The organism is Paracoccus sp. SSJ (assembly GCF_030234105.1).
Classification (GTDB): Bacteria; Pseudomonadota; Alphaproteobacteria; order Rhodobacterales; family Rhodobacteraceae; genus Paracoccus; species Paracoccus denitrificans.
Genome location: NZ_JASSPE010000004.1, coordinates 140,273 through 154,824, shown reverse-complemented (window position 1 = coordinate 154,824; position 14,552 = coordinate 140,273). Strand labels below are relative to the sequence as shown.

Below are 14,552 nucleotides of genomic sequence, written 5' to 3'. Positions count from 1 at the left end.
TCAGTTCCCTTTCTTCTGGCGCAACGCCTGCATCAGCCGCGTGGCAAGCCCCGGCTTCACGACCTGCTTGGCGCGTCCCAGCGCCAACGCATCGTCCGGCACGTCCTCGGTGATGACCGAGCCCGAGCCGGTCATCGCCCGCGCCCCCACGCGCACCGGCGCGACCAGCATGGTGTCCGAGCCGATGAAGGCATGCGCCCCGATCTCGGTCCGGTGCTTGCTGACGCCGTCATAGTTGCAGGTCACGGTGCCGGCGCCGATATTCGTGGCCTCGCCGACATGGGCATCGCCCAGATAGGTCAGGTGGCCGACCTTGGCGCCCTCGTCCAGCACGCTGTTCTTGATCTCGACGAAATTGCCGACATGAACGTCGCCGCCCAGCTCCGCACCGGGCCGCAGCCGGGCAAAGGGGCCGACCGTGGCGCCGGCGCTGACATGGCAGCCCTCCAGATGGCAGAAAGGCAGGATCTCGGCGCCGCTTTCCACGGTCACCCCGGGGCCGAAGACCACGTTCTGCCCGATCACCGCATCGCGGCCGATGTAGGTGTCGAGCGCGAACCAGACCGTCGCCGGATCGGTCATGGTGACGCCGTCCTCCAGCGCGCGGGCTCGGGCGCGGACCTGGAAGGCGGCCTCAGCGGCGGCCAGCTCGGCGCGGGTGTTGATGCCCAGCGTCTCGGCTTCGTCGCAGGTCACGACCTCGACCCGGTGTCCGGCGGCGCGCGCGAGTTCGGGGATGTCGGTCAGGTAATATTCGCCGGCGGCATTGCGGTTGCCGATCATCGGCAAGAATTCGCGCAACAGCGCCGCATCCGCCGCCAGGACGCCGGAATTGACCAGCCGGATCGCCCGCGTCGCCTCGTCGGCATCCTTGTATTCGACGATCCGCTCCAGCCCCTCGGGGCCGGTGACGAGACGGCCGTAGCGACCGGGATCGGCGGCCTCGAAGCCCAGCACCACCACGTCGGCGGGATGGGCGGCAAGGCTTGCCAGCGTCTCTTGCCCGATGAAGGGCGTGTCGCCGTAAAGCACGATCACCCGGCCCTCGAAACCCTCCAGTTGCGGCAGGGCCTGGCTGACGGCATGGCCGGTGCCAAGCTGCTGTTCCTGCAAGGCGATTTTCGCCTCTGGGTTGAGTTTCGCCACCGCCTTGGCCACCGCCTCGGCGCCATGGCCGGCGACGACGACGACCGCCTCGGGCTCCAGCGTCCGGCCCGTGGAAAGCGCGTAGCCGACCAGCGGCACGCCCCCCAGACGGTGCAGCACCTTTGGCAGGTCCGACTGCATGCGGCTGCCCTGCCCGGCAGCCAGCACGATCAGCGCGACGGGTTTCTCGGTCATCTCTGCCCTCTTGCCTGTTCCTTATCCTTGCGGGGCGTTCTACCTAGAGGGCAACGGTGGGGAAAGACCCCGAAGCATCAAACATCTTGACGGAAGGTTACAGCATGGCAGGAACGGTGGTCTTCGATCTGGACGGCACGCTGGCCGACACCTCGGGCGACCTGATCGCGGCGGCGAATGCCTGCTTTCAGGCGCGCGGCCTGGGCCCGCTGCTGGACCCGGTCGAGGATGCGCTGATCGCCTTTCACGGCGGGCGGGCCATGCTGCGAGCGGGCTATGGCCGCCTGCCCGCCGACCGGCTGCTGCCGCCCGGCGCCGAGGACGAGGACTATCCCCGCCTGCTGGTGCATTACGGCAAGGCCATCGCCGTGCATACGCGGCTTTATCCCGGCACCGAGGCCGCGCTGGAGCAACTGGCGGCAGCCGGTCACCGGCTTGCGGTCTGCACCAACAAGCCCGCCGCCCTGGCCGAGACATTGCTGCGCCAACTGGGCATCCGCGACCGCTTCGCCGCGATGATCGGCGCCGACACGCTGCCGGTGCGCAAGCCCGATCCCCGCCCCTATGCCGCCGCGGTCGAGACGGCGGGCGGGACGGTGGCGCGATCCTTCCTGGTCGGCGATACCGAGACCGACCGCAAGACCGCAGCCGCCGCCGGTGTGCGGGTGGCGCTGGTCGCCTTCGGCCCCGAGGGAGAGGCGCTGCGCCGCCTGGCGCCCGAGGCGATGCTGGCACATTTCGACGACTTGCCGGGCCTGGCCGCCGACTGGCTGGCCTGAGCCAAAATCAAAGGGGGCCGCGAAGGGCCCCCTGACAAGCGGATCTGCCGCGACAAGCCCTATTATTCGGCCTCGTCGGCGGATTTGGCGTTGAGCTGGCCGTAATTCTGCGCGCCGATTTCCTCGTAGAGACCCAGCTGGGTTTCCAGGAAGTCGATATGCCCTTCCTCGTCGGTCAGCAGCGCGTCGAACAGGTTCTTGCTGACGTAATCGCCGACCTTGTCACAATATTCCCGCGCCTCGATGTAAAGGGTGCGGGCGTCGTGTTCGGCCGCCAGGTCGGATTCCAGCGTTTCCTTGAGGTTCTGGCCGATCCGCAGCGGGTCCAGCTTCTGCAGGTTGGGATGGCCTTCCAGGAAGATGATTCGCTGGATCAGCCGATCCGCGTGATGCATCTCCTCGATGGATTCGGCGCGCGACTTGTCGGCGACCTTGCCGTAACCCCAGTCTTCTTGCAGCCGATAGTGCAGCCAATACTGGCTGACCGCGGTGAGTTCAGACCGTAGCGCTGCGTTGAGATACTCGATGACCTTTGCGTCGCCCTTCATGGCTTACCCCTGTGCGGTTGGCTTTCAGCCCCCTGAGAATGGGGGGCACAGCCAGATTATCGCATCCGCGCATGGTGTCCAGAAACAAAGGCATACAGCCCCCGCAATCGGCACGCTTGCCGAGTGCGTGGTAGATCTTGCCGGGGGTGATGATCGTCTCGGGGTCCGCGGCACGCATCCAGTCAATGGCAGCCTTGATGTCGTAGTCCGAGATCTGGGTGCAGTGGCAGACGATCATTTACTCACCTTCGGTTGGACAAAACTTACCCATTTCCTCGGATAAGTAAAGCCTGAGTTTTTCACTTTGTGATGACCTCCCGCCTTGACGCTTCCCAATGGCCCGGACAGAACCTAAGCCCATGAAGCTGGACGATTTCGACTTTCACCTGCCCGAGACATTGATCGCGACGCGCCCGGCGCGGCCGCGTTCCTCGGCGCGGCTGCTGCTGGCGCAGGGCGATTCGATTCGCGACCTGCATGTGCGCGACCTGGCGGATCTGCTGGGTTCGGGCGACCTGCTGGTGCTGAACGACACCAAGGTCATCCCGGCGCGGCTGAACGGCACCCGCGCCCGCCAGACCCCGCAGGGCGAGGCGGTGGCAAAGGTCGAGGTCACGCTGCTGGAGCCCGTCGCCGATGGCTGGAAGGCGCTGGCGAAACCGCTGCGCAAGCTGAAGCCGGGCGAGGTGATCCGCTTTGGCAGCGCGCTGTCCGCCGAGGTGGCCGAGATCGCCGGGGGCGAGCTGACCCTGCGCTTCGACGCCACGGGCGAGGCATTCGACGCCGCGCTGGCGCAGGTCGGCGCCATGCCGCTGCCGCCCTATATCGCCGCGCTGCGCGCCCCGGACGAGGCCGACCGCCAGGATTACCAGACCGTCTGGGCACGCAATTCCGGCGCCGTCGCCGCCCCCACCGCCAGCCTGCATTTCGACCGCGAGTTGCTGGACCGGCTGGCGGCCAGGGGCGTGCGCTTCACCCATGTCACCCTGCATGTCGGCGCCGGCACCTTCCTGCCGGTCAAGGTCGAGGACGTGACCACCCACAAGATGCACGGCGAATGGGGCGAGGTCACGCCCGAGGCGGCGGCGGCGATCAACGCCACCCGCGCCGCGGGCGGGCGGGTGATCCCCGTCGGCACCACGGCGCTGCGGCTGATCGAATCGGCGGCTGCCGAGGACGGCACCGTCCATCCCTTCCAGGGCGTTACCGAAATCTTCATCTATCCCGGCTATCGCTTTCGCGTGACGGATGCGCTGATGACCAATTTCCACCTGCCGAAATCGACCCTGCTGATGCTGGTCAGCGCCCTGATGGGCCAGGACCGGATCCGCGGGATCTATCGCCATGCCGTGGAATCGGGCTATCGCTTCTTCAGCTATGGCGACGCCTCCCTGCTGATTCCGAAGGACCCGTGATGCTTACCGTGCTGCGCACCACCTGGCCGTTGCTTCTGGGCATCCTGCTCTTGATGGTCGGGAACGGGATGCAAGGCACGCTCCTGGGCATTCGCGGCAAGATCGAGGGCATATCGACCACCCAGATGTCGGTGGTCATGTCGGCCTATTTCGGCGGCTTCCTGCTGGGCTCGCGCGTGGTGCCCGAACTGATCCGCCAGGTCGGCCATGTGCGGGTCTTCGCGGCGCTCGGCTCGCTGATCTCGTCGGTGCTGATCCTTTACGCGGCCGCGCCGCACTGGATCTCGTGGTCGCTGATGCGGCTCCTGATCGGGTTCTGCTTCTCGGGGGTCTACATCACCGCGGAAAGCTGGCTGAACGCCGGCACCACCAACGAGAACCGCGGCCAGGCCATGTCGGCCTACATGATCATGCAGATGCTAGGCATCATTTCGGCCCAGTTCCTGATGAACACGGCCGATCCGGCGGGCTATCTGCTGTTCGTGATTCCCTCGGTGCTGGTCAGCGTCTCGTTCCTGCCGATCCTGCTTTCGACGCAGCCCGCGCCGCAATTCGCGACCCTGAAGCGCATGAGCTTCGGCAGCCTGTTCCGCGTCTCGCCGCTGGGCTGCATCGGCATATTCCTGATGGGCGGGGTGTTTTCGGCGCTGTTCGGCATGGCCTCGGTCTGGGGCTCGACCAAGGGGCTTTCGGTGCGAGAGATCTCGGCCTTCGTTGCCGCGATCTATGCCGGCGGGCTCTTGCTGCAATATCCGATCGGCTGGCTGTCGGACCATGGCGACCGGCGCATCATCGTGCTGGGGCTGTCGGTGCTGGGTGCTGCGGTCAGCCTGGCGACGGTGACGCTGCAGCCGGACATCTGGGGCCTGCTGCTGGCGGCGGCGCTGATCGGCGGCGTGGCCAATCCGGTCTATTCGCTGCTCTTGGCCTATACCAACGACTTCCTGGACAGCAGCGACATGGCCGCCGCCTCGGCCGGGCTTCTGTTCATCAATGGCGTGGGCGCCATGGCCGGGCCGTTGATCACCGGCTGGCTGATGTCGCTGCTGGGGCCGGACGGGTTCTGGGTCTATATCGGCCTGCTGCTGGCGGTGCTGGCCTTCTATGCCGGCTGGCGCCGCACCCGCCGCCCGGCCGCCCCGGTGGCGGATCAGCAAAGCTTTGCGGTCATCGCCCCCTCGGCCACGCCCGTCGCGGTCGAGGCGGCGCTGGAAACCGCCAGTTCCGACGACGGCGACAAACCCGCCTGACGGGGTTGCGACAGGCGGCACGCTCTGCAACCATCCGGGAAAACGGAGGGCGCAGCCATGACCGACACCGTGACACCCGAGGGCATCAACCGCTTCTGGCTCGACGAGGTCGGCGAGGAGGGCTGGTATACCCGCTCGGACGATCTGGACGAAACCATCCGCCAGCGCTTCCAGCCGGCCTGGGAGCGCGCCGCCGACCTGGTGCCCGGCTGGGCCACGACGCCCGAGGGCGCGCTGGCCGGGCTGATCCTGACCGACCAGTTCCCGCGCAACATGTTCCGCGAGGATGCCCGCGCCTTCGACACCGACCCGCTGGCCCGCAGCCTTGCCCGCGAGGCCATAGCCAACGGCTTTCACCTGCGCATCGAACCGCCCGGCCGGCAGTTCTTCTACCTGCCCTTCGAGCATTCCGAGGATCTGGCCGACCAGGAGCGCGCGGTCAGCCTGTTCGCCGAATTCATGCCCGGCGAGAACCTGCGCCATGCCGAGTTGCATCGCGACGCCATCGCCAGGTTCGGCCGCTTCCCCTGGCGCAACGCGGCGCTGAACCGCGTGCCCACGGCGGCGGAAAGCCGCGTGATGGAGGCCGGCGGCTATGGCGCGCTGGTCTCGGGCAAGCTGTCGCTTGCTGACGTCTGAAAATTGGTTTAACGCTGAACTATCTTTTCTGATAGGGGGACATCCATGGCGCAGAGCTTTGACATGGTGGTGATCGGTTCCGGCCCTGGCGGCTATGTCTGCGCCATCCGCGGCGCGCAGTTGGGGCTGAAGGTGGCCTGTATCGAGCGCGAGCATCTGGGCGGCATCTGTCTGAACTGGGGCTGCATCCCGACCAAGGCGCTGCTGCGTTCGGCCGAGGTCTTTCACCTCATGCACCGCGCCAAGGAGTTCGGGCTGTCCGCCGACAAGATCGGCTACGATCTCGGCGCCGTGGTGCAACGCTCGCGCGGCGTGGCCAAGCAGCTCGCCGGCGGCGTCGGCCACCTGCTGAAAAAGAACAAGGTCACCGTCATCATGGGCGAGGCCAGCCTGACCGCCCCCGGCAAGATCAGCGTCAAGACCGACAAGGGCACCGAGGAAGTCACGGGCAAGGCCATCGTGCTCGCCACCGGCGCCCGCGCCCGCGAATTGCCGGGACTGGAGCCGGACGGCGACCTGGTCTGGAACTACAAGCACGCCCTGCAGCCGCCGCGCATGCCGAAAAAGCTGCTGGTCATCGGCTCGGGCGCCATCGGCATCGAATTCGCCAGCTTCTTCAACACGCTGGGCGCCGACACCACCGTGGTCGAGGTCATGGACCGCGTGTTGCCGGTCGAGGATGCCGAGATCTCGGCGCTGGCCAAGAAACAGTTCGTCAAGCAAGGCATGAAGATCCTGGAAAAGGCGGCGGTCAAGAAACTCGACCGCGCCAAAGGCAAGGTCACCGCCCATATCGAGACCGGCGGCAAGACCGAAACGCATGAGTTCGACACGGTGATCTCGGCCGTCGGCATCGTCGGCAACGTCGAAAACCTCGGGCTGGAAAAACTGGGCGCCAAGATCGACCGCACCCATGTCGTCACCGACGAATATTGCCGCACCGGCGTCGAGGGGCTCTATGCCATCGGCGACGTGGCCGGCGCGCCCTGGCTGGCGCACAAGGCCAGCCATGAAGGCGTCATGGTGGCCGAACTGATCGCCGGCGGGCACCCGCATCCGATCAAGCCGAATTCGATCCCCGGCTGCACCTATTGCAACCCGCAGGTCGCCTCCGTCGGCCTGACCGAGGAAAAGGCCAAGGCCGCCGGCTACGAGGTCAAGGTTGGCCGCTTCCCCTTCATCGGCAACGGCAAGGCCATTGCGCTCGGCGAACCCGAGGGGCTGATCAAGACCGTCTTCGACGCCAAGACCGGCGAGCTTCTGGGCGCCCACATGGTCGGGGCCGAGGTGACCGAGCTGATCCAGGGCTATGTCGTCGGCCGCACGCTGGAGACCACCGAGGCCGAACTGATGGAGACGGTCTTCCCGCACCCGACACTGTCGGAAATGCTGCACGAGGCCACGCTCTCGGCCTATGGCCGCGCCATCCATTTCTGAACGGCAAAGGCGCCTCGCGGCCCCTGATTTCTCCGTTTCACAAATACTCTCGGGGGTCCGGGGGCAGACAGCCCCCGGTCCGGCCGTCACGCCGGGATCGGCATCCGCGCCTCGACCATGCCGGCATACCAACTCGACCCGGCCGGAATCGCATTGTCGTCGAAATCATAGGCGGGGTGATGCACCATGGCGGTGTCGCCATTGCCGACGAAGATATAGGCGCCGGGACGTTCGTTCAGCATATAGCTGAAATCCTCGCCCGCCATCAGCGGCTCCATCTCCATGTTCACCTCGCCCGCCACCTGGCGCGCCACCTCGGCCGCGAACCCGGTTGCTTCGGGGTGGTTCATCGTCACCGGATAGCCGCGGTCGTATGTCACCTCGGCCGCGGCGCCGAAGGCCGCGGCGGTATGGGTGGCGACGCGCTTGATGCCCTCTTCCAGCTGGTCGCGCACCTCGGGGGCAAGGCTGCGGGCGGTGCCCTTCAGCTTCACCACCTGAGGGATGACGTTATGCGCGGTGGAATCGGTCTGCACCACGCAGACCGAAATCACGCCGCTTTTCAGCGGATCGACATTGCGCGCCACGATGGATTGCAGCGCCACGATGATCTGCGCCGCGACCAGGGTGGTGTCGATCGCCTCATGCGGCTTGGCGGCGTGCCCGCCCTTGCCGGTGACCACGATGTCGAACTGGTCGGCGGCGGCCATCATGGCACCCTCGCGGATGGCAAAACTGCCGGTCGGATAGCCGGGCATATTGTGCATGCCATAGAATTCCTGGATGCCCCAGCGATCCACCAAACCGTCCTGCACCATGGCCAGGCCGCCTGCCCCGCCCTCTTCGGCGGGCTGGAAGATCACCACGGCGGTGCCGTCGAAATTGCGCGTCTCGGCCAGGTATTTCGCCGCGCCCAGCAGCATGGCGGTATGGCCGTCATGGCCGCAGGCATGCATGACCCCCGGATTTTTCGAGGCATATTCCGCCCCGGTCTGCTCGTTGATCGGCAGCGCGTCCATGTCGGCACGCAGCCCGATCACCCGGCCGCTGCTGTTGCTGCGGCCCCTGATGACGCCCACCACGCCGGTGCGGCCGACGCCCTCGTTCACCTCGTCCACGCCGAAGCCGCGCAGCAGCTCGGCCACGCGGCCGGCGGTGCGGTGGACCTGATAGTCGAGCTCGGGATTCTCGTGGAAGTCGCGGCGCCAGGCGGTGATCTCGGGCAGCAATTCGGCAAAGCGGTTCTTGACGGGCATGTGACGATCTCCTTCGGCCGGCAGGTTACGCCTTTCGCACCGCACCGCAAGGCCGCGCAGCTGGGCGCGCGGCATTGCGTGGCGCAGGTGCCCGCGCCTTATCCATGCGTCGCCGGCTCGGCCTGCACCAGATGGCCGGGCGCCACCTCGCGATAGGCCGAGGGCGCGGGCACATGGCCGACGGGATGGATCGGCGAGGGAATGGGACGAAAGCGCAGGTCCTCGCCGATCTTGCGGCGGCGCGGATCGGCAACCGGCACGGCAGCCATCAACTGGCGGGTATAGCCGTGCTGGGGGTTCTCGAAGACCTGCCTGCGGGTGCCGATCTCGACGATGCGGCCCAGATACATGACGCCGACATGATGGCTGACGCGCTCGACCACCGCCATGTCATGGCTGATGAACAGCATCGAGATGCCAAGGTCGCGCTGCAATTCCATCAGCAGGTTCAGCACCTGCGCCTGCACCGATACGTCCAGCGCCGAGACCGCCTCGTCGGCGATGATGAGTTTCGGGTTCAGTGCCAGGGCCCGGGCAATGGCGATGCGCTGGCGCTGGCCGCCCGACAGCTCGTGCGGGTAACGCTTCATGAAGCCGCGCGGCAGTTCCACCCGGTCGAAAAGCCGGGCGATGCGGTCGCGGCGCTCGGCGCGGTTGCCGATACCGTAGTTCAGCATCGGCTCCTCGATCTGGTCGAGCAGGCGCATCTGCGGGTCGAGGCTGGCAAACGGGTCCTGGAAGATCATCTGCATGTCGCGCCGCGCCTTGCGCAGATCGGATGCGCCCAGGGCCAGGATGTCGCGCCCGCCAAGGCTGACCTGGCCCGAACTCGGCTCGACCAGCCGCAGGATCGAGCGTCCGGTGGTGGACTTGCCGCATCCCGATTCGCCCACGAGCGACAGGGTCTCGCCGGCATTGACGGTAAAGGAAACGTCCTCGACCGCATGGACCTGCGCCACGGTGCGGCGCAGGATGCCGCCCTTGACCGCAAAGCGGGTGCAAAGGTTCCTGACCACCAGCAGCGGCTCGGGCGCAGGCGGGACCACGGGCTCGGGCCGCGCCACCTGCCCCTCGCGCATCAGCCGCATCGGCTCGGGCGCATCGCGCCCGGTCATCTCGCCCAGCCGCGGCACGGCGGCAAGCAGCGCCTGGGTATAAGGCTCGCGCGGGGCTTCGAAGATCTGGCCGACCGGGCCTTCCTCGACCTTGTTGCCGCGGAACATGACCACGACGCGGTCGGCCATCTGCGCCACCACCGCCATGTCATGGGTGATGAACAGCACCGCCATGCCGGTCTCGCGCTTCAGGCGGTCGATCAGGGTCAGGATCTCGGCCTGGATGGTCACGTCCAGCGCCGTGGTCGGCTCGTCGCAGATCAGCAGGCGCGGGCGGCAAGCCATCGCCATGGCGATGACGACGCGCTGGCGCATCCCGCCCGAAAGCTCGTGCGGATACTGCCGCAACCGCCGCTCGGGTTCGGGGATGCGCACCTCGTGCAACAGCTCCAGCGCGCGCGCACGGGCCTGGGCGCGCGTCAGGCCGCGATGCACGATCAGCCCCTCGGCCAGCTGCTCGCCCACGGTAAAGACCGGGTTCAGCGCCGTCATCGGCTCCTGGAAGATCATCGCGATCTCGTTGCCGCGGATGTCGCGCATCGCGGCGGGCGGGGCCTTGGCGAGGTCGATCTCGCCCCGCTCGCGCTGGAACAGCAGCCGGCCATTGGCGATCTCGCCGCCGCCGAATTCCACCAGCCGCATCAGCGACAGCGAACTGACCGATTTGCCCGAGCCGGATTCGCCCACCACGCAAAGGCATTCGCCGGGCCGGATGTCGAAGGACAGATCCTCGACGCCCGTGACCGGGCCGTCATGGGTCTGGAACTCGACCCGCAACCCCTCGATCCTGACCAGCGGCTTCGTGTCCAGCATTCGCGCCCCCTGACCATCGCTGCGACATTCAGGCTAATGCGCCGCCACCGCATTGCAACCTGAAACCGGGACGGAAACTTGTTTCTTGCTTTTCAACCGGGACCTGTCTGAAACTCGGCGCATCCGAGGGACAGCAAGACCGGGGAAACGGCAAAGGCAGAAGACCACCAAAACCGGCAGCGCCAGACGTCCCGCGCAAATCCACCAACAGGAGAGAGCGATGAAACTGAAAACCCTGATGCTGGGCGCGGCGGCCACCGCCGCCATGGCCCCGGCCGCATTCGCCGAGCGGGGCAGCGACGGGCAGGTCAATGTCATCATGTGGCAGGCGCCCTCGACGATGAACCCGTATCTGTCGGCCGGCACCAAGGACATCATCGCCGGCAGCGTGGTGCTGGAGCCGCTGGCCAGCTTCACCCCCGAGGGCGAGGTGGTGCCGCGCCTGGCGGCCGAGATCCCGTCAGTCGAAAACGGCGGCATTTCCGAGGATCTGAAGACGGTCACCTGGAAATTGCAGCCGGGCATAAAATGGTCGGACGGCACGCCCTTCACCGCCGAGGACGTGGCCTTTACCGCGGAATATTGCATGAGCCCGAACGGCGGCTGCGCCCAGCTTGCCAAGTTCGAGGGCGTCGAAAAGGTCGAGGCGGTCGATGAGCTGACCGTGCGCGTGACCTTCGTCTCGCCCCGGCCCGATCCCTTTTCGGCCTTCGTGGGGGCGCAATCGCCGATCCTGCAAAAGGCGCAGTTCCAGAATTGCCTGGGCGAGGCGGCGCCGACCTGCACCCAGCAGAACTTCAACCCCGTCGGCACCGGCGCCTTCGTGGTCAAGGAATTCCGCACCAACGACGTGATCTCGTTTGCCGCCAATCCCGAATATCGCGACCCGGCAAAGCCCGCCTTCGCCACGCTGCTGATGAAGGGCGGCGGCGATTCGGCGGCGGCGGCGCGCGCCGTGTTGGAAACGGGCGAGTTCGACTATGCCTGGAACACCCAGCTTGCCCCGGACGTGATCGCCGGCATGGAGGCGGCCGGCAAGGGCAAGAACGTCGCCGCCTTCGGCAGCCTGGTCGAGCGCATCCATGTCAACCTGACCGATCCTTCGCCCAGCCTGCCCGAGGGCGAGCGCTCGACGGTCAAGCATCCGCATCCGATCCTGACCGACCCGGCGGTGCGCAAGGCGCTGTCCATGGCCATCGACCGGGAATTGCTGACCGAGATCGGCTATGGCCCGGCCGGGCAGCCGACCTGCAACCTGGTGCCGGCGCCCGCCGCCTGGGCATCCGAGAATACCGAATGCTTCACCCAGGACATCGAGGGGGCAAAGGCGCTGCTGGACGAGGCGGGCTGGACCGTCGGCGCGGGCGGCGTGCGCGAAAAGGACGGCAAGCGGCTTACGCTGCTGTTCCAGACCTCGGTCAACGCGGTGCGCCAGGACTTCCAGGCGCTGATCAAGCAATGGTGGTCCGAGATCGGCGTCGAGACCGAGCTGAAGGTGGTGGACCCCTCGGTCTTCTTCGGCGGCGATGCCGGCTCGCCCGACACGTTTCAGAAGCTTTATGCCGATGTCGAGATGTATGCCAACAACTTCGAGGGCTCGAACCCCGAGCCCTATCTGGCGCGGCAGACCTGCGACAAGGCGCCGGGGCCGGAAAACCAGTGGCAGGGCGAGAATACCAGCCGCTATTGCGACCCGGAATACGACCGGCTGATCGCCGAGATGACGCAGATCGTCGATCCGGCCGAGCGCGGCGCCATGGGCCGGCGCCTGAACGAGATGCTGACCAAGGACAGCAACGCCATCATCCCGCTGGTCTATCGCGGCACGACCTCGGCCCATGCCAACAGCCTGGGCGGGGTGGCGCTGAACGCCTGGGACAGCGAGTTGTGGAACGTCGCCGACTGGCATCGCGTGAAGTGACGCGGCGATGCTGAGCTTTGCCCTGCGCCGCCTGCTGCTGGCGGTGCCGACGCTGCTGTTCATCTCGCTGGTGATCTTTCTGCTGCTGGAGGCATCGCCCGGCGATCCGCTGGGCGACGTGCCGCTGACCGTGCCGCCCGAGGTCAAGGAGCGGATGCGCGAGGCGCTTGGCCTGGGCCAGGCGTGGTATATCCGCTATGTGCTGTGGCTGAAGCAGTTCTTCTGGGTCGAGCCGCTCTATTGGTTCGACCGCGCCTTCGGCACCGGCTTCAGCGAGGGGATGCAGCGCATCATCAGCTTCCAGAGCCGCAGCCCGGTCTTCGACGTGATCGCCGAGCGGCTGCCCCAGACGCTGACCGTCGTCGGCATGTCCTATCTGGTCGGCGTGATGATTGCGCTGCCCATCGGCATCATCTCGGCCTATCGGCAATATTCCTGGTTCGACCAGATCGGCACGTTCATCTCGATGGTCGGCTTCTCGCTGCCGACCTTCTTTACCGGGGTGGTGCTGATCATCGTCTTCGGCATCAAGCTGCAATGGTTCCCCTCGATCTACGACACCACGCATCGGGTCACGGATTGGGACAGCTTCGTGGTGCAGTTGCGCCAGATGGCGATGCCGGTCGCGGTGCTGGCGCTTTACAACGCCGCGCAGATCAGCCGCTTCATGCGCGCATCCATGCTGGACAACCTGCGGCAGGATTACGTCCGCACCGCCCGCGCCAAGGGCCTGTCCGAGCGGGTGGTGGTGCTGAAGCATGTGCTGAGGAACAGCCTGATCCCGGTGGTGACGGTGATCGCGCTGGGGCTGCCGGCGGTCTTCGGCGGCGCCATCATCACCGAGCAGGTGTTCAAGGTGAACGGGCTGGGGCAGCTGCTGATCCTGGCGATCCATGCCAACGACATGCCGATGGTGATGACGCTGACCTTCATCTTCGCGGTGCTCATCGTCGGCTTCACCCTGATCGCCGATCTGCTCTATGGCGTGCTGGACCCAAGGATTCGCTATGACTGACCGGCTGCTCATCGAGGAAAGCGCCGTCAATGCCCCCGCCCCGGGGGCCGAGGCGCTGCCGCCCGCCGATCCTCCGCCCCAGGCGCCCGCCCGCAGCCAGTGGCGCGACATCTGGCGGCAGTTCCGCAACCATCGCGGCGCCATGCTGGCGCTGGTGCTGTTCGTGGCGATCCTGCTGTTCGTCGGGCTCGGGCCGCTGGTCTGGACCATCGATCCGGGTTTCGTCGATATCCGTGCCCGCAACCAGGGTTTCAGTGCGGCGCATCCCCTGGGCACCGACCAGCTTGGCCGCGACATGCTGGCACGGCTGATGGCCGGAGGGCAGGTTTCGCTGGCGGTCGGGCTGACCGCCATGGCCGTCGCACTGACGCTGGGCAGCCTGATCGGCATCAGTTCGGGCTATTTCCGCCGGCTGGACGCGCCGCTGATGCGGCTGACCGAGCTGTTCCTGGCCCTGCCGCTGCTGCCCCTGCTGCTGCTGATGGTGACATTGTTCCGCGAGCCCCTGGGCCGGGCCATGGGTCCGGCGGGCGGCACCTTCCTGCTGATCGTCAGCGCCATCGGCATCACCTCGTGGATGCAGACGGCGCGCATCCTGCGCGGCGAGGTGCTGGGCCTCAAGGAGCGCGAATTCATCCTGGCCGCGCAATCCATCGGCACGCCGGCGCCGCGCATGATCCTGCGCCATGTGCTGCCCAACGTGATCTCGCCCATCGTGGTGGCGGCGACGCTGGGCATCGCCACGGCGATCATCACTGAAAGCGCGCTGTCCTTTCTGGGGCTGGGCTTTCCGCCGGACTTCCCGACCTGGGGACGGCTGCTCTATGACGCGGTGGACCAGATGCAGATGTATCCCTGGCGGGTGGTGTTGCCGGGGCTGCTGATCTCACTGACGGTGCTGTCGGTGAACTATATCGGCGACGGGTTGCGCGATGCCATGGACCCGCGGATCCGAGGGCGCTGAGCGGCGCGGTCGCATGAGTATTTGGGGAACAGAGAAGGCCCCGGCCGGCTTTTCCGAAC

The 14,552-nt window shown here is 66.7% G+C and carries 13 protein-coding genes; 8 read left to right on the top strand and 5 right to left on the bottom strand.

Translation table 11 applies throughout. The features are described 5' to 3' along the window. A complete protein-coding gene (gene glmU / locus QPR87_RS06000) occupies positions 1-1,341 on the bottom strand; it encodes a bifunctional UDP-N-acetylglucosamine diphosphorylase/glucosamine-1-phosphate N-acetyltransferase GlmU (RefSeq protein ID WP_285048749.1) in 1,341 nt (446 codons plus the stop codon). A gap of 104 nt (positions 1,342-1,445) precedes the next feature. Between glmU and QPR87_RS05995 the strand changes: the two genes are divergently transcribed. Further along, positions 1,446-2,120 (top strand): HAD-IA family hydrolase, encoded by a 675-nt coding sequence (locus QPR87_RS05995; RefSeq protein WP_285048748.1) that lies wholly within the window; start codon positions 1,446-1,448, stop codon positions 2,118-2,120. Positions 2,121-2,182: 62 nt separating this feature from the next. Here QPR87_RS05995 and bfr read toward each other — a convergent pair whose 3' ends face one another. After that, positions 2,183-2,668, bottom strand: a complete 486-nt coding sequence (gene bfr, locus QPR87_RS05990; RefSeq protein WP_011746961.1) for a bacterioferritin — start codon at positions 2,666-2,668, stop codon at positions 2,183-2,185. After that, complete coding sequence (locus QPR87_RS05985) at positions 2,616-2,906, bottom strand: (2Fe-2S)-binding protein (RefSeq protein WP_011746960.1); 291 nt, start codon at positions 2,904-2,906, stop codon at positions 2,616-2,618. Before QPR87_RS05985 ends, bfr begins: the two co-directional genes overlap by 53 nt. A gap of 121 nt (positions 2,907-3,027) precedes the next feature. Here QPR87_RS05985 and queA point away from each other — a divergent pair, with 121 nt between their 5' ends. The 4 genes from queA to lpdA are packed head-to-tail and all read left to right on the top strand — an operon-like array spanning position 3,028 to position 7,409. Continuing rightward, entirely contained in the window at positions 3,028-4,083 is a 1,056-nt protein-coding gene (gene queA, locus QPR87_RS05980; protein WP_285048747.1) for a tRNA preQ1(34) S-adenosylmethionine ribosyltransferase-isomerase QueA, read from the top strand. Then, positions 4,083-5,333, top strand: coding sequence for an MFS transporter (locus tag QPR87_RS05975; RefSeq protein WP_104491236.1), 1,251 nt, complete (start codon positions 4,083-4,085; stop codon positions 5,331-5,333). The genes queA and QPR87_RS05975 overlap by 1 nt, the downstream gene beginning before the upstream one ends. Positions 5,334-5,390: 57 nt before the next feature. Then, a complete protein-coding gene (locus QPR87_RS05970) occupies positions 5,391-5,972 on the top strand; it encodes a DUF924 family protein (protein ID WP_285048746.1) in 582 nt (193 codons plus the stop codon). A 45-nt stretch (positions 5,973-6,017) separates the two neighbouring features. Further along, positions 6,018-7,409 carry a dihydrolipoyl dehydrogenase gene (gene lpdA / locus QPR87_RS05965; RefSeq protein WP_011746956.1) on the top strand — a complete coding sequence of 464 codons (1,392 nt, stop codon included), beginning with the start codon at positions 6,018-6,020 and terminating at the stop codon, positions 7,407-7,409. Positions 7,410-7,495: 86 nt separating this feature from the next. Here lpdA and QPR87_RS05960 read toward each other — a convergent pair whose 3' ends face one another. Both QPR87_RS05960 and QPR87_RS05955 read right to left on the bottom strand, forming a co-directional pair. After that, complete coding sequence (locus QPR87_RS05960) at positions 7,496-8,665, bottom strand: M20 aminoacylase family protein (protein WP_104491235.1); 1,170 nt, start codon at positions 8,663-8,665, stop codon at positions 7,496-7,498. A 98-nt stretch (positions 8,666-8,763) separates the two neighbouring features. After that, positions 8,764-10,593 carry an ABC transporter ATP-binding protein gene (locus QPR87_RS05955; protein ID WP_285048745.1) on the bottom strand — a complete coding sequence of 610 codons (1,830 nt, stop codon included), beginning with the start codon at positions 10,591-10,593 and terminating at the stop codon, positions 8,764-8,766. Between the two features lie 220 nt (positions 10,594-10,813). On the opposite strand from QPR87_RS05955, the gene QPR87_RS05950 reads away from it, so the two are divergent. The 3 genes from QPR87_RS05950 to QPR87_RS05940 are packed head-to-tail and all read left to right on the top strand — an operon-like array spanning position 10,814 to position 14,493. Then, positions 10,814-12,514, top strand: coding sequence for a peptide ABC transporter substrate-binding protein (locus QPR87_RS05950; RefSeq protein WP_285048744.1), 1,701 nt, complete (start codon positions 10,814-10,816; stop codon positions 12,512-12,514). A 7-nt stretch (positions 12,515-12,521) separates the two neighbouring features. Further along, entirely contained in the window at positions 12,522-13,529 is a 1,008-nt protein-coding gene (locus tag QPR87_RS05945) for an ABC transporter permease (protein WP_104491232.1), read from the top strand. After that, positions 13,522-14,493, top strand: a complete 972-nt coding sequence (locus tag QPR87_RS05940; protein ID WP_011746951.1) for an ABC transporter permease — start codon at positions 13,522-13,524, stop codon at positions 14,491-14,493. The genes QPR87_RS05945 and QPR87_RS05940 overlap by 8 nt, the downstream gene beginning before the upstream one ends. Positions 14,494-14,552 lie beyond the last annotated feature (59 nt).

Coding starts and splice junctions, on each gene's coding strand:
- glmU (WP_285048749.1), bottom strand. CDS start 1,341: ATGACCGAGAAACCCGTCGCGCTGATCGTGCTGGCTGCCGGGCAGGGC.
- QPR87_RS05995 (WP_285048748.1), top strand. CDS start 1,446: ATGGCAGGAACGGTGGTCTTCGATCTGGACGGCACGCTGGCCGACACC.
- bfr (WP_011746961.1), bottom strand. CDS start 2,668: ATGAAGGGCGACGCAAAGGTCATCGAGTATCTCAACGCAGCGCTACGG.
- QPR87_RS05985 (WP_011746960.1), bottom strand. CDS start 2,906: ATGATCGTCTGCCACTGCACCCAGATCTCGGACTACGACATCAAGGCT.
- queA (WP_285048747.1), top strand. CDS start 3,028: ATGAAGCTGGACGATTTCGACTTTCACCTGCCCGAGACATTGATCGCG.
- QPR87_RS05975 (WP_104491236.1), top strand. CDS start 4,083: ATGCTTACCGTGCTGCGCACCACCTGGCCGTTGCTTCTGGGCATCCTG.
- QPR87_RS05970 (WP_285048746.1), top strand. CDS start 5,391: ATGACCGACACCGTGACACCCGAGGGCATCAACCGCTTCTGGCTCGAC.
- lpdA (WP_011746956.1), top strand. CDS start 6,018: ATGGCGCAGAGCTTTGACATGGTGGTGATCGGTTCCGGCCCTGGCGGC.
- QPR87_RS05960 (WP_104491235.1), bottom strand. CDS start 8,665: ATGCCCGTCAAGAACCGCTTTGCCGAATTGCTGCCCGAGATCACCGCC.
- QPR87_RS05955 (WP_285048745.1), bottom strand. CDS start 10,593: ATGCTGGACACGAAGCCGCTGGTCAGGATCGAGGGGTTGCGGGTCGAG.
- QPR87_RS05950 (WP_285048744.1), top strand. CDS start 10,814: ATGAAACTGAAAACCCTGATGCTGGGCGCGGCGGCCACCGCCGCCATG.
- QPR87_RS05945 (WP_104491232.1), top strand. CDS start 12,522: ATGCTGAGCTTTGCCCTGCGCCGCCTGCTGCTGGCGGTGCCGACGCTG.
- QPR87_RS05940 (WP_011746951.1), top strand. CDS start 13,522: ATGACTGACCGGCTGCTCATCGAGGAAAGCGCCGTCAATGCCCCCGCC.